23 protein-coding genes are annotated in these 24,101 nt (G+C 51.7%); 22 read left to right on the top strand and 1 reads right to left on the bottom strand.

What is annotated here, in order from left to right:
- The coding region (locus A6395_RS02790; RefSeq protein ID WP_071397779.1) for a S8 family serine peptidase at positions 1 to 3,636 on the bottom strand (3,636 nt) is incomplete at its 3' end.
- A 346-nt stretch (positions 3,637 to 3,982) separates the two neighbouring features.
- On the opposite strand from A6395_RS02790, the gene A6395_RS02785 reads away from it, so the two are divergent.
- The 22 genes from A6395_RS02785 (at position 3,983) to dnaG (ending at position 24,077) form a co-directional block, all read left to right on the top strand.
- A complete protein-coding gene (locus A6395_RS02785; protein WP_071397778.1) occupies positions 3,983 to 4,627 on the top strand; it encodes a class I SAM-dependent methyltransferase in 645 nt (214 codons plus the stop codon).
- The gene (locus A6395_RS02780; RefSeq protein WP_016508081.1) at positions 4,624 to 5,091 is read left to right on the top strand and encodes an S-ribosylhomocysteine lyase; all 468 of its coding nucleotides are present in this window, start codon (positions 4,624 to 4,626) and stop codon (positions 5,089 to 5,091) included. Before A6395_RS02785 ends, A6395_RS02780 begins: the two co-directional genes overlap by 4 nt.
- Before the next feature lies 1 nt (position 5,092).
- Positions 5,093 to 6,031 (top strand): PLP-dependent cysteine synthase family protein, encoded by a 939-nt coding sequence (locus tag A6395_RS02775; RefSeq protein WP_071397777.1) that lies wholly within the window; start codon positions 5,093 to 5,095, stop codon positions 6,029 to 6,031.
- Positions 5,997 to 7,154, top strand: coding sequence for a bifunctional cystathionine gamma-lyase/homocysteine desulfhydrase (locus A6395_RS02770; RefSeq protein ID WP_071397776.1), 1,158 nt, complete (start codon positions 5,997 to 5,999; stop codon positions 7,152 to 7,154). Before A6395_RS02775 ends, A6395_RS02770 begins: the two co-directional genes overlap by 35 nt.
- A 148-nt stretch (positions 7,155 to 7,302) precedes the next feature.
- The gene (gene rarD, locus A6395_RS02765) at positions 7,303 to 8,166 is read left to right on the top strand and encodes an EamA family transporter RarD (RefSeq protein WP_071397785.1); all 864 of its coding nucleotides are present in this window, start codon (positions 7,303 to 7,305) and stop codon (positions 8,164 to 8,166) included.
- Positions 8,167 to 8,243: 77 nt separating this feature from the next.
- The gene (gene deoC / locus A6395_RS02760; RefSeq protein WP_070326989.1) at positions 8,244 to 8,909 is read left to right on the top strand and encodes a deoxyribose-phosphate aldolase; all 666 of its coding nucleotides are present in this window, start codon (positions 8,244 to 8,246) and stop codon (positions 8,907 to 8,909) included.
- Between the two features lie 79 nt (positions 8,910 to 8,988).
- A complete protein-coding gene (gene rpsU / locus A6395_RS02755; protein ID WP_286203271.1) occupies positions 8,989 to 9,183 on the top strand; it encodes a 30S ribosomal protein S21 in 195 nt (64 codons plus the stop codon).
- A gap of 33 nt (positions 9,184 to 9,216) precedes the next feature.
- A complete protein-coding gene (locus A6395_RS02750) occupies positions 9,217 to 9,666 on the top strand; it encodes a GatB/YqeY domain-containing protein (RefSeq protein ID WP_016508074.1) in 450 nt (149 codons plus the stop codon).
- 136 nt (positions 9,667 to 9,802) lie between these two features.
- The gene (locus A6395_RS02745; protein WP_070326992.1) at positions 9,803 to 10,315 is read left to right on the top strand and encodes an NfeD family protein; all 513 of its coding nucleotides are present in this window, start codon (positions 9,803 to 9,805) and stop codon (positions 10,313 to 10,315) included.
- Entirely contained in the window at positions 10,312 to 11,292 is a 981-nt protein-coding gene (gene floA, locus A6395_RS02740; RefSeq protein WP_016508066.1) for a flotillin-like protein FloA, read from the top strand. Before A6395_RS02745 ends, floA begins: the two co-directional genes overlap by 4 nt.
- Positions 11,293 to 11,297: 5 nt before the next feature.
- Complete coding sequence (locus A6395_RS02735) at positions 11,298 to 11,762, top strand: hypothetical protein (protein ID WP_071397775.1); 465 nt, start codon at positions 11,298 to 11,300, stop codon at positions 11,760 to 11,762.
- A gap of 127 nt (positions 11,763 to 11,889) precedes the next feature.
- On the top strand, positions 11,890 to 12,852 hold the full coding sequence (locus tag A6395_RS02730) for a PhoH family protein (protein WP_370246302.1): 963 nt from the start codon (positions 11,890 to 11,892) through the stop codon (positions 12,850 to 12,852).
- 17 nt (positions 12,853 to 12,869) lie between these two features.
- A complete protein-coding gene (locus tag A6395_RS02725; protein WP_233589563.1) occupies positions 12,870 to 14,951 on the top strand; it encodes an HD family phosphohydrolase in 2,082 nt (693 codons plus the stop codon).
- Complete coding sequence (ybeY, locus tag A6395_RS02720) at positions 14,929 to 15,405, top strand: rRNA maturation RNase YbeY (protein ID WP_070326995.1); 477 nt, start codon at positions 14,929 to 14,931, stop codon at positions 15,403 to 15,405. The genes A6395_RS02725 and ybeY overlap by 23 nt, the downstream gene beginning before the upstream one ends.
- Positions 15,402 to 15,743 (top strand): diacylglycerol kinase family protein, encoded by a 342-nt coding sequence (locus tag A6395_RS02715; RefSeq protein WP_070326996.1) that lies wholly within the window; start codon positions 15,402 to 15,404, stop codon positions 15,741 to 15,743. The genes ybeY and A6395_RS02715 overlap by 4 nt, the downstream gene beginning before the upstream one ends.
- Positions 15,744 to 15,777: 34 nt before the next feature.
- A complete protein-coding gene (gene era / locus A6395_RS02710; protein WP_070326997.1) occupies positions 15,778 to 16,686 on the top strand; it encodes a GTPase Era in 909 nt (302 codons plus the stop codon).
- Positions 16,687 to 16,689: 3 nt separating this feature from the next.
- Positions 16,690 to 17,439: a DNA repair protein RecO gene (recO, locus tag A6395_RS02705; RefSeq protein WP_071397773.1), complete on the top strand. Its 750-nt coding sequence runs from the start codon at positions 16,690 to 16,692 to the stop codon at positions 17,437 to 17,439.
- Between the two features lie 280 nt (positions 17,440 to 17,719).
- Positions 17,720 to 18,622 (top strand): glycine--tRNA ligase subunit alpha, encoded by a 903-nt coding sequence (glyQ, locus tag A6395_RS02700; RefSeq protein ID WP_016508054.1) that lies wholly within the window; start codon positions 17,720 to 17,722, stop codon positions 18,620 to 18,622.
- Positions 18,615 to 20,669 (top strand): glycine--tRNA ligase subunit beta, encoded by a 2,055-nt coding sequence (glyS, locus tag A6395_RS02695; RefSeq protein ID WP_071397772.1) that lies wholly within the window; start codon positions 18,615 to 18,617, stop codon positions 20,667 to 20,669. The genes glyQ and glyS overlap by 8 nt, the downstream gene beginning before the upstream one ends.
- Before the next feature lie 21 nt (positions 20,670 to 20,690).
- A complete protein-coding gene (gene ccpN, locus A6395_RS02690; RefSeq protein WP_070327000.1) occupies positions 20,691 to 21,320 on the top strand; it encodes a transcriptional regulator CcpN in 630 nt (209 codons plus the stop codon).
- A complete protein-coding gene (locus tag A6395_RS02685) occupies positions 21,307 to 22,149 on the top strand; it encodes a pyruvate, water dikinase regulatory protein (protein WP_071397783.1) in 843 nt (280 codons plus the stop codon). The genes ccpN and A6395_RS02685 overlap by 14 nt, the downstream gene beginning before the upstream one ends.
- A 110-nt stretch (positions 22,150 to 22,259) precedes the next feature.
- Positions 22,260 to 24,077: a DNA primase gene (gene dnaG / locus A6395_RS02680; RefSeq protein WP_233589561.1), complete on the top strand. Its 1,818-nt coding sequence runs from the start codon at positions 22,260 to 22,262 to the stop codon at positions 24,075 to 24,077.
- Positions 24,078 to 24,101: the final 24 nt, after the last annotated feature.

Below are 24,101 nucleotides of genomic sequence, written 5' to 3'. Positions count from 1 at the left end.
GACGTTGCCTGCTAAGTCAACCGCTTCAATCGTAAACGAGTTTTGGCCGGATGAGACAGGTACTGTCACGCTTACAGTTTTTGATGATGCTCTCATCTCATAAGGCTCTTTGAGCGCTTGGCTATGGAGGAGATCACCATTTAAGAATAACTTAAGGTCGTCAAAATTATCTTTCACGGTCACATCGAAGGAGACTGTCTTTTGCTTTTTAGTGATTTTCTTAGGCAGTTTCCCGATGCTCAATGTGGCAGGCGTCGCATCGACGAAGATGACCCGTTGGAAGTTCGTAACATTGCCGGCAGCGTCTTCGGCGACAAACCGAACTTTATGGACGCCGTCCGTGTACGTACGCGTCGTGTTGAAGACGTATCGCTTCGTCTCCGCGTTCCATGTGAGCGGTACATCGATGTTGTCGACAGTGAACGATTGAATCGCCGATTGATCATCAACCGATCCGTTGATCGGAATGACTGACGTGTTGTAAGGCGTCAGCGCGAGCGGGGCGTCAACGAACACACCTGGTTTGTTTGCATCATTCGTAGTCGGGATGATACGGGTTTGGCTGTTACCTGCTTGGTCGGTCACACGAACACTCACTTCATCTGTATCGCTCAGCGGCGCCTCCAATGCAAACGTTGCGGCTTGACCGCCTTGTTTACCCATTGAGTTACCATTGAGGAAGTATTCGATCGAATAAATACCAGAGAAGTCGTCGGTCGCCTGGACCGTTAATTGATCCTCATTCCAGCGTGAGTTGAACGCCGGGTCCGTATAATCGACTTTGACCGGAATTCGTAGCGCTTGCGCTTGTTTTTTCGCATAGTCGATACCAGCCTCGATTTCATAGAAGTATTTGCCGGCAGGGGCAGGTTGTCCATTAATGTTTCCATCCCATGCATAATCTGCAGAGTAGTAGTACGGGTTATCGCTCCCGCCATCAAAGAAGTTCTTGCGCAGTTCCTCATCAAGACGGAGTGTGCGGACGACGTCACCGTTTTCATTCACAATTCGGAACTTGATGTCTTTGGCGTTGCGTAATAGCGAGAAGACAGGTGCAACGACATCTTTTGAGCCGTCCGCATCCGGTGAGAAGGCGACAGCGTCCGCATCAATCGATTCATCTAAGTTCAGACCAAGATAGTTACCGGTCTGATCGACCAGTCCTGCCACGTCGTAGAAAGATCCGTCTACATAAATCGTTTCGTCAAAAATCGGTGCTTGTCCCCAATCGCCTTCAAATCCTACGAAAGGAACGACGAGCGCAGGGTTGCCCTCTTGGCTCGTGCTATCAGTCAAGCGAATGAAGCCATCGACGAAGTACCCGTTTGTGAAGACGCTGTTCGCTGCCACGAGCCCCTCTAACGTTTGAGGATCGAGTACTTTTGCTTTTGAGACGTCAAGTTTGATGGTCAATTCAATTTTCTGTTTTGCCTTCAAATTAACTTTGTTTGTCTTTTTCCCATTGATCGTCAATATGGCCTCTTGCAGAGCTTGTGCTTCCATCGCATTTTGTACGACTCCGTCCGCGTTTTCGACCGCTAAGTCTGTTTGCAATGATGAGGCCACATTGTAGGATACGGGCTTAGTAGACAGATTCTCGACGACGATTTTAAATGTGGCCTTGCTTCGATCGAGTTCTTTCAAGGCGACTTTTGCTTCTTTTGAATCCTTCTCATAGGCGACGGCCGGCGAGGACACTGCCGCATGAAGTTGCATGAGCCCGGCTCCGCCGCGGCGAGGCGAGTAAGGAAGCGACTGTTTGAGTTGTAAGTTGTAAGGTCCGATGTCGGTGATCGATTTAGACGTATTCAACAACAGGTTTTTGGCCATCGTCACCCGTTGTTTTCCGCTCAGATTAAACTCTTGATCGACACGTTGCAAAACTAGCGCCGCGCCACCGGCGACGTGCGGGGCGGCCATCGATGTCCCGCTCATCAATCCGTACTGGTCGTCGTTGAGCGTCGAGAAGATTTGTCCGCCCGGGGCCGACAGTTCAGGTTTGAAGTCTAAGTTTGGTGTCACACCCCAAGACGTGAAAGCAGATAAGGCGCCGGCTGAACGATTGGCGACGCTGATCCGGTCACCTTTGAAATGGACAGACAGCGAAGTGGCAGCGTCTAACCGCTCTTTTAAATCATTGCCATCTTTAATGCTAAGCGAAGCCATCGGGAGGGACGGATTATCAAGCGCCATACTGACGTAATCCCCATGACCGACAGCGCCACGGACGATGACGCCTGCGGCACCATTTGCTTCGGCTGTCTTTTGAATGTTCGAATAGAAGTATCCTCCATCGCGGACCGCGAAAACGAGTTTTCCTTTCACATCTTTGCCCTCATAGTTCGCAGGTTGACCGTCTCCTACAGACACAATCTCAAATTCTCCTTGCTTGAAAGCGGGACCGTCTTGTTTTTTCCAGCCGATTTTTTTGGCGTCATCGCCTGCGCCCAGTGTGAAAGCGTCCAATTGGATTTGGTCGTTTTCAAGTGAAGCGACAGAAGTCGAAGCCGGACTGACACTTGGCGCACCGACAACACCTGTATCAGGATTCGAAGCATGCGGTAAGTCAAACCCGCTCCCGAAATAAGCCGAGTTTCCTGCAGAGATTGACATGAAAATACCGTTGTCGACCGCGCGTTGGACTGCTTGTTGTTCAGGTGATTCTGCATCGACAAAGCCTGCAGTGGAGCCCAAACTCATATTGATGACATCCGCGCCGAGCTTGATGGCGTCGTCAATTGCTTTAATATAAATGTCGCCATAAGTAGACGCATAGTTCGGGTCGTTGCTGAATACTTTCATACCGAGAACTTGCGCTTCAGGGGCGACTCCTTTTAGACCGCCAGTCGTCTCGTCACCGTTGGCCGCGACCGTGCCGGATACGTGCATGCCGTGCATCGAGGCCCCGGGTGAGTCGTCTCGGATGTCTGAGTTTTCATCAAAGTAGTTATATGCGTATGGGACTTTATCATTTATGTATGCACCAGGAAGGCCGAAAGTTTGAACGACTGTGTCGACTTCGCTCTTAGACAACTCTGCCTTGTCTTGTTCACTTAATTTGAAGTCACGATGTGTCGCGTCGATTCCGCTATCAATGACGGCAACGATCGTCCCTTCACCGGTATATCCATAATCGCCCCATGTCTGTTGGGACTGGACCATATCATTACTTGTGACCATATCTGGTTTTACTTCAGGTCGATCATACTCGTTGACAATATGGACGCTAGCGACCTCTGGGAGGGCTTCGACTGTACGAATGTCTGCCGGAGACAAAAATGTACTGAAGCCGTTGTAAACGGTTGTGAACTCTTCAATTGGTGTGGCGCTGACGCCTTCGTCTTTGATTGCGGATTTAGCTTTGGCTTGCTCGGACTTGACGAGTCGTTGCGCCCCGTCTTGCTCAGATTTAGACAGCTCGTTAAATTTTTTTCCTTTCTGTTCTGCTTTCACAATTGCCGGTTCCCCGACGAGTTCGACGACGACACGGACTTTTTTCTGTTTCTTCTCCGTGACCATCTTTGGTTTAGCAGGCGATTCAGCAGACACCGGAGCGGCACTGAGACCGATGAGCCCGGGGGTAAGTGCCAAACAGGCGGCAAGGGAGACGTTCGTATAAAGTTTCAGTCGTGACATGACAAAATTTCCTCCTCGATTGTTTAAAAATGTAAAAAAGTAACGATTAAAGAGAATGATAACGAAGACTAACGTAAAACTCCCTAGTTTTTTTAAAAATAAGGGTAATAAATTTGAACAAATTTAAAAATTCTGACAATTACCTTTGACCTATATTCCGTGAACCATATTGGTCCTATTCTCATCGGTTCCACTCAGATTTTAATTATTTGATTGAATGAGATGAGATAGAGTCGAGCAATCGAAACAATTCACTTGAGATTTTTTTTAAAAGTTGATATGGTCTGAATAGATAAAACATATAAAACTTATCGACATAGTCGGAATAAAGTGATGGGGTGGAGCAATGGGATTACAGTTCATGGACATTTTTAAGGAATGGGCAACGCAATACGACACGACCGTGGCCGGACATGACGAGCAATATAAAGAAGTGTTCGCAGGTTATGAGGAGATGTTGAGCGAAGTCGTGGATCATCTCGAAGGGAAGGTCATGGAGTTCGGAGTCGGGACCGGAAACTTAAGTATGAAGATTTTAGAACGTCACGAGCTGGTTGCGGTCGAACCGTCACCGGAGATGAGGGCAGTCGCCGCCGAGAAACTTGAGATTGATATTATCGACGGTGACTTTTTAAACTACCCGACGACAGAGCAGATAGATACGATCGTGTCGTCGTACGCGTTTCACCATCTGACGGATGAAGAGAAACGGACAGCGATTCAAGGTTACGTCGAGCAGCTCGATTCACCGCGATTCGTCTTACTCGACACGATGTTCGCCTCGCAAAAGGCGAAGCGAGACATTCTCGACTGGGCGAGCGTGAACGGTTACGACGATTTAATCGAAGACTTGAACCGTGAGTTTTATCCTTACACGCAAACAATCCAAGCAATGCTCGAAGCGAACGGCTATACGGTCTCGCTGACACAAAAAAATAAATTCGTCTGGCTCGTCGTGGCCACGAAACAATCTGGAGGAACTCAACCATGAAAAGTTACAAAGTCGAAAGTTTTAATTTGGACCATACAAAAGTACAAGCTCCTTACGTCCGTTTAGCGGGTGTGAAAAAAGGGACGGCCGATACGATCTATAAATACGACATTCGCTTCATCCAACCGAACGAGGGACTCATGCCGATGCGGGCCGTCCACTCGCTCGAACACTTGATCGCTGAAAATAGCCGCAGTCACTCGGAGCAAATCGTCGACGTCTCGCCGATGGGTTGCCAGACTGGTTTTTACTGGACGATGTTGAACGATGGAGACTACGAAGCGATGCTCAGCCTCGTCGAAGCGACGTTGCGTGATGCGGTCGCTGCTGAAGAGTTGCCGGCGCAAAACCCGATCCAATGCGGAAGTGCCAACCACCACGACTTCGAGGGCGCTAAAAAACTAGCGGCTGATATGCTCGCGAAACGTGACGAGTGGCACATCATCTTTAAGGACGAAGCGTAATATGCTCGTCAATAACGTCTATGAACTGATTGGGGACACGCCGCTGCTTGAGTTACGGACGTTGCCTGTCCCCAAAGGCGTTAAAATATACGGCAAGCTCGAGATGATGAATCCAGGCGGGAGTGTGAAAGACCGGCTCGGGCTTCATTTGATTGAACAAGCGCTTGAACGCGGCCAACTTGAACGAGGCGGTACGGTCGTTGAGCCGACGGCCGGAAATACTGGTATCGGACTCGCCCTCGCCTGTCAGCGATATGGGGTGAACTTGATGACGGTCACGCCTGAAAAGTTTAGTCAAGAAAAGCAAGCGCTCATGTCATTGCTCGGCGCGACTGTCATCAACACGCCGACGGAACTCGGGATGCATGGTGCGATCGAGCGGGCCAAAGAGTTGGCGGTTGAACATAACGCCTACTTACCTGAACAGTTTTCAAACCCCGATAATCCTGGTACGTACGTGGACTCACTCGCGCAAGAGTTGCTCCGCGACGTGCCGAACATCGATGTCTTCATCGCCGGCGCGGGCTCGGGTGGCACGTTCACCGGGGTCGCCGCGGTTTTAAAAAAACACGGCACACGCAACGTCGTTGTCGAGCCTGAAGGGTCCATCTTGAATGGCGGGCAACCAGGTCCCCATAAAACAGAAGGAATCGGTGTCGAGAAGTGGCCTCCGTTTTTAGATCGCGAACTTGTCGACGGGATCTATACGATCTCTGACGATGACGCGTTTTACTACGTCGCTCATTTGGCGAAGCAAGAAGGACTGCTCGTCGGAAGTTCATCAGGCGCGGCCATCGCCGCCTGTGTGCAAGAAGCAAATCGGATGACCGAAGGTGTCATCGTCACGATTTTACCAGACAGTGTCGAACGTTATTTAAGTCAAGGAATAGTCAAGGAGGCAGACCATGCGTACAAAAACAGCACTCATTCACGGCGGTAAGACAACAGATCCATTGACCGGTGCCGTGACACCGGCCATCTACCAAACGAGTACTTATAAACAAGATGGAATCGGCAATTTGCGGGACGGGTATGAGTATTCGCGGACGGCCAATCCGACGCGGACGGCGCTTGAGACGCTGATCGCCGACATCGAAGGCGGGGCGCGTGGTTTTGCGTTCGCTTCAGGGATGGCGGCCATCTCGACGATTCTCATGTTAATGAAATCAGGGGACCACGTCATCGTCGGTTCTGACGTATATGGGGGAACGTACCGTGTATTCAATCGAGTATTTCAATCACTTGGCTTGGAAGCATCTTTTGTCGATACGTCTGACGCGGCGGCAGTCCGCGAAGCCGTTCAACCGAACACGAAAATGATTTACGTCGAAACGCCGACGAATCCGCTCTTGAACGTCACGGACATGCGCAGTGTGCGTGACATTGCGACCGAGGCCGACGTCTTGTTCGTCGTTGACAACACGTTCATGACACCATATTTCCAAAATCCGATTGAGTTCGGTGCGGACTACGTCTTGCATAGCGCCACGAAATATTTAGGTGGACACAGTGACGTCGTCGCCGGTCTTGTCGTCGCCCGGACCGAAGAACTTGGGGAACGCTTGGCGTTCCTGCAAAACTCGGTCGGAGCCGTGCTCGGGCCGCAAGACAGCTTCCTCGTCGTGCGCGGCATCAAGACACTCGCCGTTCGGATGGAAGAGATCGAGACGAACGCGCTCGCACTCGTCGAGTTCTTGACGTCTCACGAGGCGATCAGCCGGGTGTTGCACCCGAGCATTGCCAGCGAGACGGCGAAACAAGTCCATCTGTCGCAAGCCCGTGGGTTTGGCGGGATGATCGCTTTTGACGTCGGATCGGCCGAAGCGGCAGAGACAGTCGTTGCGAAAACGAACTACTTCACGCTCGCTGAAAGTCTCGGTGCGGTCGAGAGCTTGATCAGCGTGCCGGCACGGATGACACATGCCTCGATTCCGGCCGAACGTCGGGCAGAACTCGGCATCACGGACGGGCTCGTCCGTATCTCTGTCGGACTTGAAGACGTGAACGATTTGATTGAAGACTTGGAGCAAGCACTTGCGGCCTTGACGACAATCACGAGCTGAATGAACGTGTGACACGAGGTGCGCTCTCAGAGCGCGCCTCTTTTGTCGTGTAGGGTGCTAGAAAAAATCGCTTGAATGTCCGAAACGCATCGACTAAACTGACGATAATTGATGAAGAGAGCGGGTGAACGGATTGAATAAAGGAGTCATGCCCACAATCGGTGCGTACGTCATGTGGGGCATCCTGCCGATCTATTGGAAATTTCTACAGGAAATACCGAGCAGTCAAATCCTCGCCCACCGTATCGTCTGGTCGTTTCTATTCATTTTACTCGTCTTGAAATGGACGAAACAGTGGACTGAATTCAATTATGCGCTCAGACATCGGGCGACGCGGAACGCCTTTATGTTGAACGGCTTTATCGTCAGTGCGAACTGGTTTGTCTACATATGGGCGGTCAATCACGGCTATATCATCGAGGCATCGCTCGGATATTATATCAATCCGCTCGTCAGCATGGTGTTAGGTGTCCTCGTTTTTCGGGAATCATTAAATCGAGTCCAATGGCTCGCGGTCGGTGTCGCGACGATCGGGGTGCTCGTCTTGACGTTCGGTTATGGGTCGTTTCCGTGGATCGCTTTCATATTGGCGAGTACGTTCGGGTTTTACGGGATGGTCAAAAAACGGCGGCCGCTTGCGTCGACGGTCAGTCTAGGCATCGAGACGCTCGCGGTCGTTCCGGTCGCGGTCATCTTCCTCGCTTTCGAAACGTCGCGCGGCGGGCTCACGATGACGGGCGAACCGATTGTTTGGGCCGCGCTCTTAGGCACGGGCGTCATGACGGCGTTGCCGCTCCTGTTGTTCGGTTACGGGGCGCAACATATCCCGTTCACGCTCGTCGGTTTTTTACAGTTCATCGCCCCGACGCTCAGTCTGGCGATCGGTGTCATCTTGTACGACGAACCGTTCACGACGTATCATATCTTCGCGTTCACGTGCATCTGGATCGCCATCTTTTTCTTCAGTTGGAACAGCTGGGTCCAAACGCGAAAACGCCGTCAACTTGCATGAAGTGAAAGCTGTTACATTTCTCAAAAACATGATAATATGTTAGATGTCAGACCTATATGTCAGAGGAGGAATTTATTATGGAATTAGCACGTTATATCGACCACACGGCCTTGAAGGCAGAAACAACGAAAGATCAAGTCACAAAACTATGTGCAGAGGCACTTGAGTACAAATTCGCGAGCGTTTGTGTCAACCCGACATGGGTCGCTTACGCTGCCGAGCAACTTAAATTAGATGAGGACGTCAAAGTTTGTACGGTCATCGGATTCCCGCTCGGTGCGAACACACCTGAAGTGAAAGCGTTCGAAACGAAAGATGCGATTGCTAACGGCGCAGACGAAGTCGACATGGTCATCAACATCAGCGCGATGAAAGACGGCGATTTCGATCTCGTCGAACGCGACATCCGTGCCGTCGTCGAAGCAGCGAACGGGACGCTCGTCAAAGTCATCTTTGAAACGTGCTTGCTTACTAAAGAAGAAATCAAAAAAGCGGCTGAGCTGTCAGTCAAAGCGGGTGCAGACTTCGTGAAAACGTCGACTGGATTCTCAACTGGCGGCGCTACCGTCGAAGACATCCGACTCATGCGTGAGACGGTCGGACCGGATCTTGGCGTCAAAGCATCGGGCGGCGTCCGTGATTTCGCAGGCGCACAAGCGATGATCGATGCGGGTGCAACGCGCATTGGCGCTTCTGCAGGAATTGCCATCGTCACAGGCGGGCGTTCGGACAGCGATTATTAATTGAAGTAGTAGTTGACCACACGACTTAATTTCACTATAATGTGGTATGACGTGTGAAACACGTTTCCTTAGTCGTGTAATTCGGAGGGAGGGAAAACTAGTGGAAACTCGTGTCCGTAAAAACGAATCGCTTGAAGACGCTCTTCGTCGTTTCAAACGCGGTGTTGCGAAAGATGGCACTCTTGCCGAAGTTCGCAAACGTCGTCACTACGAAAAGCCAAGCGTAAAACGTAAATTGAAATCAGAAGCTGCTCGCAAGAACAAGAAATTCTGATTGAAGTTTCTTTTGTAGAGAGGGTGTTGGCTCATGAGTCTGCAAGAACGCTTGACGGACGACATGAAGCAAGCCATGCGCGCTAAACAGAAAGATCGTCTCACGACGATCCGGATGGTCAAAGCGTCGCTCCAGAACGAGGCCATCAAACTTGGTCGACAAGATCTTACTGAGGAAGAGGAGCTCACGGTGCTCAACCGAGAGATGAAACAGCGCAGAGACTCCCTCCGAGAATTCGAAAGCGCTGGTCGTGAAGACCTTGCTTCTAAAGTAGCTGATGAAATTGTCGTACTAGAGGTCTACATGCCTAAGCAACTCTCTGAAGATGAAGTCACAGCAATCGTCGAGGCGGCAATTGCCGAGACGAACGCTGCGGGTCCGTCCGATATGGGTAAGGTGATGGGCGTCGTCATGCCACAAGTTAAAGGCAAGGCTGACGGTGGTCTTGTGAACCGAATTGTCAAACAACAATTGACGAATTAATGATAAAAGGCAGGGAACTTTGGAGAAATCCAAAAGTTTCTGCCTTTTTTTGCGTATTATGAAACCACATTCAATCTTGTTTCGTATACACTAGAGATAAGAGGTAGCTTTGGATTTGGAAGGGGGTAGCAATACGATGACATTTGGTCTCGGAGTGATTCTGACGGTGTTTTTCGTCGGGATTGTCCTTCTTGGAATTGAAGTGTTCGTTGCCGGTTTTGGATTGTTCGGGGTCCTCGGGATAGGCGCCGTCGTGGCGAGTTTGATTATGGCAGGTGCCACGATCGGGCAGCTTTGGCTGTCACTTGGTTTAGCGACGGCGCTTGTTGCGGGACTCGGGTTTTGGGCGTACCGTCGACTGCAGTCGAATCGCTCACTCATGTATAAAGGCTTGATTTTGACTGATTCGACGTCGACTGATAAGGGGTATTTGTCTCATGACGACCGGAAACGGTTGCTTGGGAAAGTCGGTGTCACATTGACGCCGCTTCGTCCAGCAGGTACTGCTGAGATTGAAGGCGAACGAATCGACGTCGTGGCAGAAGGTAGCTATCTCGATGAACAAACAAAAATTGAGGTGTATAAAGTCGACTCAGGACGCGTTGTCGTCCGACGCTTTGTAGAACCGAAGGAGGATGTAACAGAATGACACCAGAACTATTAAGCACGTTACTCATCACAGGTGGGGGATTGATCGCGCTCGCCGTGTTCTTCACGTTTGTACCGGTCGGCCTGTGGATTAGCTCGTTTGCTTCAGGCGTCCACGTCTCCATCTTCACATTGATCGGGATGCGACTTCGTCGTGTCGTCCCGTCTAAAATTATCAACCCACTCATCAAAGCCGTCAAAGCGGGTATCGGTTTGAACACGAACCAGCTCGAGAGTCACTTTTTAGCCGGTGGTAACGTCGATCGTGTCGTCAACGCTTTGATCGCGGCGCACCGTGCCGATATTGAGTTATCGTTCGAACGTGCCGCTGCTATCGACCTTGCCGGCCGGAACGTGTTAGAAGCCGTTCAGATGTCGGTTAACCCGAAAGTCATCGAGACACCGTTCATCGCGGGTGTGGCGATGGATGGGATTGAAGTGAAAGCGAAAGCCCGGATCACGGTTCGTGCCAACATCGACCGCCTCGTCGGGGGTGCCGGTGAAGAAACGATCATCGCCCGTGTCGGTGAAGGGGTCGTTTCGACGATCGGTTCGCAACATAATCATAAGCACGTGCTTGAGAACCCGGATATGATTTCACGTACCGTATTGACGAAAGGTCTCGATTCAGGGACGGCGTTTGAAATCTTGTCGATCGACATCGCCGACATTGATATCGGTAAAAACATCGGCGCGGTGCTTCAAACCGACCAAGCCGAGGCAGATAAGAAAATTGCGCAGGCGAAAGCCGAGGAACGTCGCGCAATGGCGATCGCCCGCGAGCAAGAGATGAAGTCGTCGGTCGAAGAAATGCGCGCCAAAGTCGTCGCGGCCGAGGCGGAAGTACCGCTCGCGATGGCAGATGCGCTCCGTAACGGCAAGCTTGGGGTCATGGATTACGTCAACTACTTGAACGTCCAAGCGGATACGCAAATGCGTAATGCGATCGGTCATCCAGTCGAATCTGATAGAGAGTAATCGATATGGATGGATTATGGATCTTACTATTAGCCGCCTTCGGGATCGCTTCTGCGGTCATGAAGCGACTCGAGAAATCGTCATCTACCGGAGAAAAGCCGCCGAGCACGGATTTGAAGCGGTATCTTGATACGGTCGGTGACATGATGAAAGAAGTCGATGGGCAACTGAACGATCCGCGAGATGAGCGGCAGAGCAAAGTACCGCAAAAAGTTCGTCGTCGTGTCGCGATTCCGGTCGAAAATTCAGACCGGCACGAGTTTGACCCAAATCGACACGCACCAAAGTCACGTGAGCCGCTCCCGAAAGTGAGCGCTGCGTTCGAACAGGCAGTCAAAATCCCTCCGATATCGGAAGCGACCGATTCACGACAGAAAGCGCAAACGCGCATTTCGATGAAGGAAGCGCGTCAAGCCATCGTCTGGAGTGAGATTCTTCAGCCGCCGGTCTCGAAACGCCGCCGTCGGTAATTTTTTAGCAGTGACTCGATGTCACTGCTTTTTTTGTGGCTTGAGATAACGGTCTTTCTTTCACGAACGGCATGATAGTGCTAAAGTAAAGAAGGAACAATCTATAGATGAGGGGGAGAAACGTCCATTGATTACGACAGATAAGATACCGTTCGTCATGGAACATGCGAGCGAAGCGCAGGCACTCCTCGGACCGAAAGACGAGGTGTTCCATGCGATCGAGGCCGAGCTTGCCGTCGCGCTTACGCCTCGTGGCGAAGAGCTGATCATCCAAGCCGATAGCGTGGAGACGCTCGAATTGACGAAAAGTGTGATCAGAACGTTGCAACAACTCGTTAAACAAGGTGCACGGTTGAACGAGGGCGATGCGATCAGTGTCATCCAACATATTAAGATCGGCAAAGGGGAAGAACTGCTCGAACATTATGGCCGCGTCGTTTTCACGACGAACAAGGGGAAACCGATCCGGGCGAAGACGGTCGGACAGAGCCGTTACGTCCGGGCCATCGAGAAACGCGACCTCGTATTCGGGATCGGGCCGGCCGGGACCGGGAAGACGTATTTGGCGGTCGTCCTGGCTGCGCTGGCGCTGAAAGAAGGCCAAGTGAAACGGATCATTTTGACGCGTCCTGCCGTCGAGGCGGGTGAGAACCTCGGTTTCTTGCCTGGTGACTTAAAAGAAAAAGTCGACCCTTACTTACGACCGCTCTATGACGCCTTGTTTGACGTCTATGGTGTCGAACACACGAACCGTCTGCTCGAGCGAGGTACGATCGAAGTCGCCCCGCTCGCTTACATGCGCGGACGGACGCTTGAAGATGCGTTCGTCATTTTGGATGAGGCGCAGAATACGACGAAAGAACAGATGAAAATGTTTTTGACACGGCTCGGATTCGGGTCGAAGATGGTCATCACCGGTGATTTGACGCAAGTCGATTTACCGAGAGGGAAAGCGTCGGGGCTTCAAGAAGCGCTCCATCTCCTCGAAGGGGTCGACGGGATTCACTTCGAGCACTTTAGCGCCTCAGACGTCGTGCGGCATCCACTCGTCAAAAAAATCATCAACGCCTACAGTACAGATATTACATGACGAAAGGGGGGGCACTGATGCAGCAAGCACGTCATTGGACGGTCGCCACAATCTCCGTCCTCTTTTTTCTCATCCTTGGCGCGATCCTTTACTTTACGGTGCGCCCATCAATCATCAGCGTAGAGCCGCTTGGCATCGCCGCACAGGATATCCGCTCCCCGATCACGGTCGAGGACAGGGTCGCGTCGGACCGTCTCAGACAAGACGCGACGAACGCAGTCGGGAGTCAGTTCTCATTACGCCGTGAATTCGCCGATCAACAGATTGCCAAAATCGAGCAATTGTTTGCGGCGTTCGAAGACACGGATGAGGACACTGAACTGTCTGACATCAAAAATCGATTGAACTCTACAGAAGTGAACGGCCTCCTCGAAGACGATGAGTTGAACTCACTCCTAGAGGCGACCGTGAACACGCGTCGTACCGTTGAAGACGTCGCCGTGACGGCGCTTCAAGAAGTCATGGCCAATCGGATCGAAACGAGTTCCGAGTCGATTGCCGAGGCGAGAGACCGGGCGTCGACGGTCATCGACCAATCACCGTTGTCGTTAGAATTCCGAGCGGTCGCGACGAGTTTGAGTGACCAACTGATCGTCCCGAACTATGTTTTCGATTCGGAAGCGACTCGTCAGAAAGAACAAGAGGCGATCGACGCCGTTGAACCGGTCATCATTCAAGAAGGGCAGCTCCTCGTCAACCAAGGGGAAGTCGTGACCCGTGAAATCTATCGGAAGCTCGAATTGACCGGTGCGATTGACCCGAACCGTTCGTTCGCGCCTTTGTTCGGTGCCTATTTGCTCAGCGGACTCTTGACGGTCGGATTTTTATTCATGCTGATTCGTTCAAAAATTCAAGAACTATTGCTCCGACCTAAAATTTTGATTACTGTCTATGGCCTACTATTGCTGCAACTAGGTATTTTCTTCGGCGTCGGTTATATCGGGATCGAGTTCACGACATATGCGTACGTCATCGCCCCGACGGCGTTCGTCGTCTTATTGCTCCGTATCTTAGTCGATGAACGGGTCGCGTTGGCTTCGGCGCTCATCACGATGATCGCTGGTTCAATTGTTGCGAGCTTTGGCCAAAATACGAGCTTTATGACGGTCGTTTACTTTGCGACCGGGAGTTTCTTGGCTGTCTTTTTGGTCGAACCGAAGATTCAACGGAAACGCTTGTTCCTTTCAGGCGTCTTGCTCGGAATCATCAACATCATTATGGTGCTCGCGCTCCTGTTCTTGCGGAACACGCAAGTGACGTGGGAAATGGTCGCCTATTTATCCGGTTTCGCGATCACGAGCGCCTTGCTGTCGATCGTTCTCACATTCGGCTTCTTGCCGTTTCTAGAGCCTTGGTTCGGCGTATTGTCGTCCGGACGCCTAGTCGAATTGATGAGCCCAACGCATCCGCTGCTGCGAAAACTGTTGATGGAGGCACCGGGAACGTATCACCATAGCATGATGGTCGCCAATCTCGCCGAGTCGGCGTGTGAGGCGATCGGGGCCGATGGTCTGCTCGCCCGGGTCGCGAGTTATTATCACGACCTCGGCAAGACGGAACGACCGCTCCACTTTATCGAGAACCAACAAAGCGGCGTGAACCCGCACGACCGGCTCACACCGGAAGAGTCGGCCGACATCATTATGGCGCATCCTTACGACGGCTCTGATTTGTTGCGGCGCTATAAACTGCCGAAAGAGATTATCGACATCGCCGAGCAACATCACGGGACGTCGCTGCTCAAGTTCTTTTATGTGAAAGCGAAAGAGTCACGAGACGTGTCGGAGTCACGTTTCCGTTACCCGGGACCGAAACCGCAGTCGCGTGAGGCGGCGGTCGTCATGATCGTCGATTCGATCGAAGCAGCGGTCCGGTCACAAAAACAGCCGACACCAGAACGGATACGCCAGCTCGTCAGCTCGATCATTCGCGACAAGCTTCAAGACGGCCAGTTCGAAGAGTGTGACTTGACGACGAAGGAAGTGTGGCGTGTCGGCGAGAGTGCATGCGAGACGTTGACCGGCTTGTTCCATGAACGGATCGAATACCCAGAACTAAAGAAAGAAGGCGAATTACATGCAAATCATCTCGAACGATGAACAAGGGTTGTTGACCGAGTCTCAGCTCGAGTTAGTCGAATCGATTTTAGTTCACGCGGCCTTGGCTGAACAAGTCGAAGAACCGAGTGAACTGTCAGTCACATTTTTAACGAATGATGAGATTCAAGTGATCAACCAGGAATGGCGCGGTAAAGACGCGCCGACGGACGTCATCAGCTTTGCTTTTGACGAGATGGGAGAAGAAGAGATGGACTTCATGCTCGATGAGGATGAACCCCGTCTATTGGGCGACATCGTCATCTCGGTGGAGCGATGCCGCGAGCAAGCGGCGGACTACGGTCATTCGTTCGAACGCGAACTCGGTTTCTTGGCGATCCATGGCTTTCTCCATTTGCTCGGATACGACCATATGACGCCAGAAGAAGAAGCCGAAATGACGGCGCGTCAGGAGCAAGTGCTCGCTCATTTTGAGTTGAAGCGAGGCGAGGTGTGAATCCGTTCTGGTTTGCGGTGCACGGAATCGTGCACGCAGTGCGAACCGAACGGAACATGCTGATTCACCTCATTGCAAGCTTGCTCGTCGGATTGTTCTGTTGGTGGCTCCCGACGACAACGCTTGAAAACCTCATCTTGTTCGGGTGGGTCGTGCTTGTCATCGCTCTCGAATTGATGAACACGGCCGTCGAACGGACGGTCGATCTCGTGACGAAAGACATCGAGCCGCTCGCCAAACAAGCGAAAGACGTAGCGGCGGGATCGGTTCTCGTCGCTTCGGGCGGAGCAGCCGTAACAGCGCTCGTCATTTTCGGGCCGTATTTATTCGCTTTATAATCAATGTATTGGAAATTTAGAAAGCAGGTGCACTATGTATCAAGAAGGTTTTAAATCAGGTTTTGTTTCAATTATCGGACGTCCGAACGTCGGGAAATCGACGTTCTTGAACCGGGTCATCGGTCAAAAGATCGCCATCATGTCAGACAAGCCCCAGACGACACGTAACAAGGTCCAAGGTGTCTATACGACAGACGACACGCAAATCATCTTCATCGACACGCCAGGGATCCATAAACCGAAGCACCGTCTCGGCGACTTCATGATGAAAGTGGCGACGAACGCGTTGCGTGAAGTCGACGCGATTTTGTTCATGGTCAACGTCACAGAGCCGCGCGGTGCCGGTGACGAGTTCATCATCGAGAAGTTGAAAGGACTCGACACCCCAATCATCCTTGTGATGAACAAAATCGATTTGATTCACCCGGACGAGATCCCCGCTGTCATCGAACAGTATACGAATCAACTTGATTTCGCGGCGTACGTTCCGATTTCAGCCTTGCAAGGCAATAACGTCGAACCGCTCATCGGTGAGATCAAGAAGCTGCTGCCTGAAGGGCCGATGTACTATCCGGCCGATCAAGTGACGGATCACCCGGAGCGCTTCATCATCTCGGAACTGATTCGCGAGAAAGTGCTCCATAACACGCGCGATGAGATCCCGCATTCGATCGCGGTCAACATCGAATCGATCAAGAAACGAGACAACTCGGACATGGTCGACGTCGAAGCCGTCATCATGGTCGAGCGTGACTCGCAAAAAGGAATCGTCATCGGCAAGAAAGGTGCGATGCTCCGTCAGGTCGGGACGGAAGCGCGTCATGACATCGAGCTCTTGCTCGGTACGAAAGTGTATTTGAACCTTTGGGTGAAAGTCCAAAAAGATTGGCGCAATAAGATGGGCCAACTCCGTGACCTCGGTTTCCGCGACGACGAGTATTGAGCCATGTTACAAAAAGTCACGGGCATCGTCATTCGGACCGTCAATTATGGTGAATCCAACAAAGTCGTGACAATCTTCACAGAAGAGCTCGGGAAAGTCGCCGTCATGGCACGTGGTGCGAAAAAGCCAGGGAGTCGGTTGCACGCATCGAGCCAACCGTTCGTCGAAGCCGTCTATATCTTCCCGTCGAGCCGCGGTCTCGGTCAACTCAAGTCGTCTGACGTGATCACGTCATACCCGGAAGTGCGAAAAGATGTCGAGCGGATGGCGTATGCCGTGTACTTGCTCGAACTCGTCGATAAAACTGTCGAAGATCGAGTCCCGAACCGGCCGTTGTACCGAATTTTGAATGACGCGCTCCAAGCGCTGAACGCCGGAATGGACCCAGAGATCATCACCCATCATTTCGAGCTCAGAATTATGTATCTGCTCGGTGTCGCCCCGGTCTTGACCGGTTGTGTCCGGTGTAACGATGTGACCGACCCGATGTTCTTTTCCGTGACGTCGGGCGGGTTTCTCTGTTCGCGTCATCAAGAGGCAGGGTCGATTCAGATGAGCGAGCGGCTGGCGAAGTTACTTTACTTGTTGAGCCGGCATGAGCTGTCAGAGTTTAGTAACGTCCCGTTGACGAAGGAGACACGTCTCCTGTTACGGCAACTGTTTGACGCCTATATGGACTCTTACAGCGGATTGAACCTCAAGACGAAACGAGTCCTCGATCAGATGCAGCGACTTTACTTGAACGATGATTGACAATTCATGCAAGGTTCGATACCATAATCTACGATTAGACAAATGAAATAGCGTGCGCTGTGAAGGAAAATGAGTAGTTCTTAAATCATGGGTAAAGCGAGTTCGGGAAGGTGAGAGCCGAACGCCATGAAGAGAGCGAATGGCGATTCCGGAGCGCCCCAATCCAAAGAGTGGCCTCGATACCGAGGCAAGTAGGGTGGAACCGCGGGTAATCCCGTCCCTATGTGCATGGCACATAGGGGCGTTTTTTGTCGTTTCAATACTTTTGGAGGTGTCACATATGAAGCACAAAACGGTGCAAGAAATCATTCTCACGTTGCAAAATTTTTGGGCGTCGAAAAACTGCCTGACGATGCAAGCGTATGACGTAGAAAAAGGGGCCGGGACGATGAACCCGATGACGTTTTTACGGAGTCTCGGACCAGAGCCGTGGAACGTTTGTTATACGGAGCCATCACGCCGTCCGGCTGACGGTCGATATGGGGAAAACCCGAACCGTCTGTATCAACATCACCAATTCCAAGTCATCATGAAGCCGTCCCCAAACAACATTCAAGAACTCTATTTGGAGAGTTTGGAGCTGATCGGCATCAACCCGCTCGAACATGATATTCGTTTCGTCGAGGACAACTGGGAAAACCCGACGTTCGGTGCGGCCGGACTCGGTTGGGAAGTATGGTTGAACGGGATGGAAATCACCCAGTTCACATACTTCCAACAAGTCGGCGGGATCGAGTGCGACCCAATCGCCGTCGAGATCACGTACGGCCTCGAACGTCTCGCGTCATATATTCAAGAAGTCGAGAGCGTGTTCGACCTCGTCTGGACAGACGGTTTCAAGTATGGCGATATTTTCTATCAGCCGGAGTTTGAACACTCGAAGTACACGTTCGAGCTGTCAGACGTCGATATGTTGTTCACGTTGTTCGATACGTATGAGAAAGAGGCGAAGCGGGCGCTCGAGGAAAACCTCGTCTTCCCGGCGTACGATTACATCTTAAAATGCTCGCACACGTTCAACCTTCTCGATGCGAAAGGCGCGATCTCGGTGACGGAACGGACCGGTTTCATCCAACGTGTCCGCAACATGTCGCGGGCATGTGCGGCCAAATTTATCGAAGAACGGGAACGCCTCGGCTTCCCACTCCTTAATCAAGAGAAAGCAGGTGCCTTGGATGCGTGACCTTTTACTAGAAATCGGACTTGAAGAACTACCAGCCCAATACGTGCTCCGCTCGGAGAAACAGTTAGGAGAGCGCGTGGCGGCGTTCTTGTCGGACGCTCGCGTCAACTTCGGAGCTGTCACGGTCTATTCGACACCACGTCGTCTCGCTGTACTCGTCCGTGACGTCGAGGAGAGTCAACAAGATTTGACGGAGACGCTCCGGGGACCGGCTAAAAAGATTGCGCAAGATGCAGACGGAAACTGGTCGAAAGCGGCAGCAGGATTTGCGCGTGGACGCGGACTGTCAGTCGACGACCTTTACTTCGCGGAAGAAAAAGGGGTCGAATACGTCTTCGCAGATCGTCACGAGTCAGGTCAGTCGACGGCTTCATTACTTGGCGGCCTTGAAGACGTCGTCCGCGGCATGACGTTCCCGAAAAATATGAAATGGGGTACGAGCAGCCTCCGTTACATGCGTCCGATCCGCTGGTTAGTCGCCATGTTTGGGACAGAACAGATCGATTTCGAGATCGAGGGCGTCAAAACAGGTAATGTGACACGCGGACATCGCTTCTTAAGTAAAGGCGACGTGACGATCTCATCACCTGACCGCTATGCGGCCACGCTCGAACAAGAGTTTGTCGTCGCATCGTACGACGACCGTCGAGAACGCATCGAGCGTCAAATCGAACAATTGGCGAACGAGCAAGGATGGACGGTGCCACTTGACGCATCGCTGCTTGAAGAAGTGACGAACCTCGTCGAGTGGCCGACAGCCCTGTTCGGTGAGTTTGATGCGAGCTACCTCGACCTTCCGGAAGAAGTGTTGATCACGACGATGAAAGAGCATCAGCGCTATTTCCCGGTCTATGTCGGTGACACGCTTCAACACTATTTTGTGACGGTTCGTAATGGTAACGCAGACCATCTGCAAAACGTTGCCAAAGGGAACGAGAAAGTCATCCGGGCACGACTCGCCGATGCCGTCTTCTTCTATGAGGAAGATAAAAAGACGAAGATTGACGACCAGCTCGACCGTCTCGACCGCATCGTCTTCCATGAGAAGCTTGGAACGACAGGCGCGAAAGTTCGTCGCGTCCAACAACTCGCGCTCACGCTCGCTCCACTGTTCAGTGCCGATGCTCAAAAAGTCGAACGCGCTGGAAAGATTCATAAATTCGACCTCGTTAGCCAGATGGTTTACGAATTTACCGAGCTTCAAGGCGTGATGGGAGAAAAGTATGCACTCCAACAAGGTGAGGACAAAGAAGTTGCGGCCGCGATCCGTGAGCACTATATGCCACGCTTCGCCGGAGACGCATCACCGGCCACACCGACGGGGGCCGCGCTCGCACTCGCGGATAAACTCGATTCGATTGCTGCGTTCTTCGGGGTCGGCATGATTCCAAGCGGTTCACAAGATCCGTTCGCTCTTCGCCGCCAAGCGCAAGGAGTCGTTCAAATTCTTGGAGATTGGCACGTCGATCTACCAGTCGACAAATTACTTTCACAAGTTGTCGAATCTCAGGTGGAAGCAGGACTTTACGATGCCGATAAAGAACAAGTCAAGGCGCAACTTAACGACTTCTTTATGCTCCGCTTGAAGTATCGTCTGCAAGAGAGACAAGTACGATACGATGTGATTGATGCCGTTCTCACGACTGGTCTGCCTGTCGAACAGCTCGACGCTCGCGCGGAGGCGGTTCAAAATATGCTGTCAGACGAGGCGAAACAGTTGATCGAGCAGTTGACGCGCGTCGTCAATATCGCTAAAAAAGGCGAACCAGGACTAGTGGATCCGGCCTTGTTTGAGAACGCTGAAGAGAAAGCCCTTCACGCCGCGGTCGAATCAACATTGCCTGAGACACATGAAGCGGTCGAAGTGGGCGACTACACGCGTGCCATCACATCACTTCGAGCGCTTGAACAACCGATAAGTGCTTATTTTGAAAATACGATGGTCATGAGCGACGTAGAAACGATTCGCCATAATCGTCTCAGTGAGATGAAGCGACTTGCTACGACGATCGAGCGTGTTGCTGACTTCAGCGCGCTCGTACTCTGATCAAACTAGAGGGGGTTGGCTATGCAGCTGAATGAACGCCAACAGAAGATTGTTGAGATTGTGAGAGTGAACGGACCGATCACGGGAGAGCAGATTGCTCAAGAGTTATCGCTCACCCGTGCCACGCTCCGCCCTGATCTTGCTATTTTGACGATGACTGGAATATTAGAAGCAAGACCACGCGTCGGCTACACGTTCGTCGGCAAACGAAATTCATCACTGCTCCGCGAAAAACTCGATTCGCTGACCGTTGGTGATTTCATGTCGTCCGCGAAAGTCGTCAGCAATGAAATGACCGTGTATGATGCGGTCGTCACGTTGTTCTTAGAAGATGTTGGGTCGTTGTTCGTCGTCGGAAAAGACAATGAGCTTGTCGGGGTGTTGTCTCGCAAAGATTTACTGCGGGCGGCCATCGGCAATCAGGACCTCGACCAATTGCCAGTCAACGTCATAATGACGCGGATGCCGAATATTACCGTTTGTGAAAAAGGTGAGACGCTTATTCGGGCCGGGATGAAGTTGATTGAGAAACAGATTGACGCCATGCCTGTCGTCGAAGAGAAGGATGGTTCGCTCATCGTGCTCGGTCGAATGACAAAGACGAACATGACCAAGGTGTTGATTGCACTTGCCAACGATGAATCGTTCTGAGGAGGAAATTGGTTTGACAAACAAACAACTTGTATTTGTCGTGAGTGACTCTGTCGGAGAAACGTGTGAGCTCGTCGTCCGGGCGGCAAGCATCCAGTTCCATGAGAATGCGATCGAGACACTCCGGATTCCTTTCGTCGAAGACGAACAGACGATTCATGATGTCGTCACGCAAGCTAGAGTCCAAGGAGCGGTGATCGCCTTCACGCTCGTTAATGAAGAACATCGCTCACTGCTCGTGTCGCTCGGTAAAACGTATGACGTCAAAACGATTGACCTGCTCGGCGACCTCCTAGACGTGCTCTCGGGAAAACTCGGGGAGAGCCCGCGTGAGAAACCGGGTCTGATTTATCGTCTGGATGAGGATTACTTCCGTAAAATCGAGGCGATGGAGTTTGCCGTCAAGTATGACGACGGACGCGATCCGCGTGGCTTGAAAAAGGCCGATATCGTCCTCGTCGGTGTGTCTCGCACGTCGAAGACGCCGCTGTCACAATATTTGGCGCTAAAACGTTATAAAGTCGCCAACGTCCCGCTCGTGCCGGAGTCGCGTCCGCCGGAAGAACTGTTTGAGCTGTCACCGGATAAGTGTGTCGGCTTGATCATTTCGCCGGATAAGTTGATCTCGATTCGAATGGAGCGTTTGAAATCGCTCGGTCTAAAACCGGAAGCGGATTACGCTCAACTCGAGCGAATCAATCGGGAACTCGAGTACGCGCGAGGGATATACGAACGAATCGGTTGCGAGGTCATCGATGTGACGAATAAGGCGGTCGAAGAGACGGCAGGAATCATCTTACGTCAGCTTGAACTGTCAAAAGATGACTGAGCGCTCGCATTAGTAATCGACGCGTGTTAACGGTATAATAGAGTATTGACACGATAGTGAAACGGAACGTGGTGAGCGTTCCGTTTCGTTGCGAGATTGGATAGGGAGTGGTGGAGTTGCCACGTATACCGGATGAAGTCATTGCGGAAGTGAAACAAGCCACGGATATCGTGGACTTGATCAGTGAACGCGTTGAATTGAAAAAACAAGGCCACCGTCTTGTCGGACTTTGTCCGTTCCACTCGGAAAATAGTCCTTCTTTTTCCGTATCGCCTGAAAAAGGCATGTATCATTGTTTCGGTTGCGGTGCTGGCGGGAACGTCTTTACGTTCGTCATGGAAACGGAAGGGTTGTCCTTCCCGGAAACGATTGAGCGCTTAGCGACACGGGCAAACATAGCTGTAGAAGGGGTGGCCGGTGACGAAGAGCTGACACGCGATCAAGTCGTTCGCAAACAAATGCGTGATGCTCATCGGATCATCGCCGACCTGTATCACGAGGTATTGATGAAAACCGAGGCCGGAGAAGTCGGCTTGACGTATTTACGTGAACGCGGTTTGGCTGAGGCGACGATCGGTCAGTACAAAATCGGATACGCCCCTGATCAACGCCGCTTCACCGTCGATTCGCTCGAGCGCAGAGGGTTCGACCTTGAAGTCATGGTCGAGGCAGGACTTATTTCTAAATCTAGATCCGGTGAATATTTTGACCGGTTCGAAGGAAGAGTCGTCTTTCCGATTGCGGATCGAGACGGCACGATCGTCGGATTTAGCGGCCGTGCGATTGACGACAGACAGCCCAAGTATGTAAATACGGCGGAGACACCACTCTTTAACAAGAGTGAGCTGTTATTTGGATTTTCACAAGCACGTGCATCGATGCGGAAACAAAAACGGGTGCTCCTCGTCGAAGGGAACGTCGATGTCCTCCAAGTCGCCCAAGCCGGGACGGCCGAGGTCGTCGCTTCACTCGGGACGGCATTTTCATCGCAGCATGCCCGGGCGTTGTCACGGATGGTCGATGAAGTCGTGATTTGTTACGACGGAGACCATGCCGGACAAGAAGCGACGCTAAAAGTCGTTCGCATGCTCGAGGCGTATCCGCTCGACGTCCAAGTGCTCATGTTGCCGGAGAAGACGGACCCGGATGATTATATTCGGACGAACGGTCGGGAGCAATGGCAACGTTTTGTCGAATCGGAACGCTTATCCGTCCTCGATTTCATGAACCGGACGCTTCGGCGCGGGAAAAATATGAATCGAGAAGGAGAACGGATCCGGTTTATTGAAGCTATGCTTGGGGAAATCAGCAAGACGGACAACTCGATTCGCCGCGATCTATATTTAAAAAAATTGGCGAATGAGTTTGACATTCCTGTCGAAACGCTAGCGAATCGAATGCCGCGACCGGTGTCGAGCCAAGTGCAGGCATCACCAGCGGTTCGTGAACCAGAACCAATCCGTAAACGATCGAGTAAGGCGAATGAACCACGTTTTGTGAAGGCTGAAAAATTATTGTTACGGGCGATGCTCAGTGGGCCGGAACGGGTTCGCTTCGTCCGCGACCGACTCGGTCTAGCATATCAAGACGAGATTCATCGCATGTTGGCGACGGCGTTTTATGAGATCGTTTCAGAAGACATGACGCTTGAGGAGTTTGAGCAGGTCATGCCGCCTTTTATGGAGCGTCACTGCGACCAACGTCCTGACTATGCCAACCGCTATGCAGAGATTCGCCTCATGTCTGCACCTGATGATCTGACTGAAGAGGTTTTAGATGAATACATTAAGGTGATAAACAGTTATGAGGAACAGCGTCAAATCGAGCGAGCAAAAAGGGAAATCGGGCAGGATGCCGAAAGTATAGTAGACCAGGCATCGAAGCTACAAGAATTGATTACCCGGAGTCGCCGCTTACGTGAACGATGAACGTGAAGGAAGTTTGGAAGGAGT

The sequence above is a fragment of the Exiguobacterium sp. SH31 genome (assembly GCF_001816105.1).
Taxonomy (GTDB): domain Bacteria; phylum Bacillota; class Bacilli; order Exiguobacteriales; family Exiguobacteriaceae; genus Exiguobacterium; species Exiguobacterium aurantiacum_A.
This window is presented reverse-complemented; position numbering and strand designations above follow the sequence as displayed.

Excerpts from the sequence above, each read along its gene's own strand:
- glyS (WP_071397772.1), top strand. The coding sequence starts at position 18,615 with ATGCGTGACCTTTTACTAGAAATCGGACTTGAAGAACTACCAGCCCAA.
- ybeY (WP_070326995.1), top strand. The coding sequence starts at position 14,929 with ATGCAAATCATCTCGAACGATGAACAAGGGTTGTTGACCGAGTCTCAG.
- A6395_RS02780 (WP_016508081.1), top strand. The coding sequence starts at position 4,624 with ATGAAAAGTTACAAAGTCGAAAGTTTTAATTTGGACCATACAAAAGTA.
- A6395_RS02745 (WP_070326992.1), top strand. The coding sequence starts at position 9,803 with ATGACATTTGGTCTCGGAGTGATTCTGACGGTGTTTTTCGTCGGGATT.
- A6395_RS02735 (WP_071397775.1), top strand. The coding sequence starts at position 11,298 with ATGGATGGATTATGGATCTTACTATTAGCCGCCTTCGGGATCGCTTCT.
- deoC (WP_070326989.1), top strand. The coding sequence starts at position 8,244 with ATGGAATTAGCACGTTATATCGACCACACGGCCTTGAAGGCAGAAACA.
- A6395_RS02685 (WP_071397783.1), top strand. The coding sequence starts at position 21,307 with ATGAATCGTTCTGAGGAGGAAATTGGTTTGACAAACAAACAACTTGTA.
- A6395_RS02725 (WP_233589563.1), top strand. The coding sequence starts at position 12,870 with ATGCAGCAAGCACGTCATTGGACGGTCGCCACAATCTCCGTCCTCTTT.
- recO (WP_071397773.1), top strand. The coding sequence starts at position 16,690 with ATGTTACAAAAAGTCACGGGCATCGTCATTCGGACCGTCAATTATGGT.
- glyQ (WP_016508054.1), top strand. The coding sequence starts at position 17,720 with ATGAAGCACAAAACGGTGCAAGAAATCATTCTCACGTTGCAAAATTTT.
- floA (WP_016508066.1), top strand. The coding sequence starts at position 10,312 with ATGACACCAGAACTATTAAGCACGTTACTCATCACAGGTGGGGGATTG.
- ccpN (WP_070327000.1), top strand. The coding sequence starts at position 20,691 with ATGCAGCTGAATGAACGCCAACAGAAGATTGTTGAGATTGTGAGAGTG.
- era (WP_070326997.1), top strand. The coding sequence starts at position 15,778 with ATGTATCAAGAAGGTTTTAAATCAGGTTTTGTTTCAATTATCGGACGT.
- rarD (WP_071397785.1), top strand. The coding sequence starts at position 7,303 with ATGCCCACAATCGGTGCGTACGTCATGTGGGGCATCCTGCCGATCTAT.
- A6395_RS02770 (WP_071397776.1), top strand. The coding sequence starts at position 5,997 with ATGCGTACAAAAACAGCACTCATTCACGGCGGTAAGACAACAGATCCA.
- A6395_RS02775 (WP_071397777.1), top strand. The coding sequence starts at position 5,093 with ATGCTCGTCAATAACGTCTATGAACTGATTGGGGACACGCCGCTGCTT.
- A6395_RS02785 (WP_071397778.1), top strand. The coding sequence starts at position 3,983 with ATGGGATTACAGTTCATGGACATTTTTAAGGAATGGGCAACGCAATAC.
- A6395_RS02750 (WP_016508074.1), top strand. The coding sequence starts at position 9,217 with ATGAGTCTGCAAGAACGCTTGACGGACGACATGAAGCAAGCCATGCGC.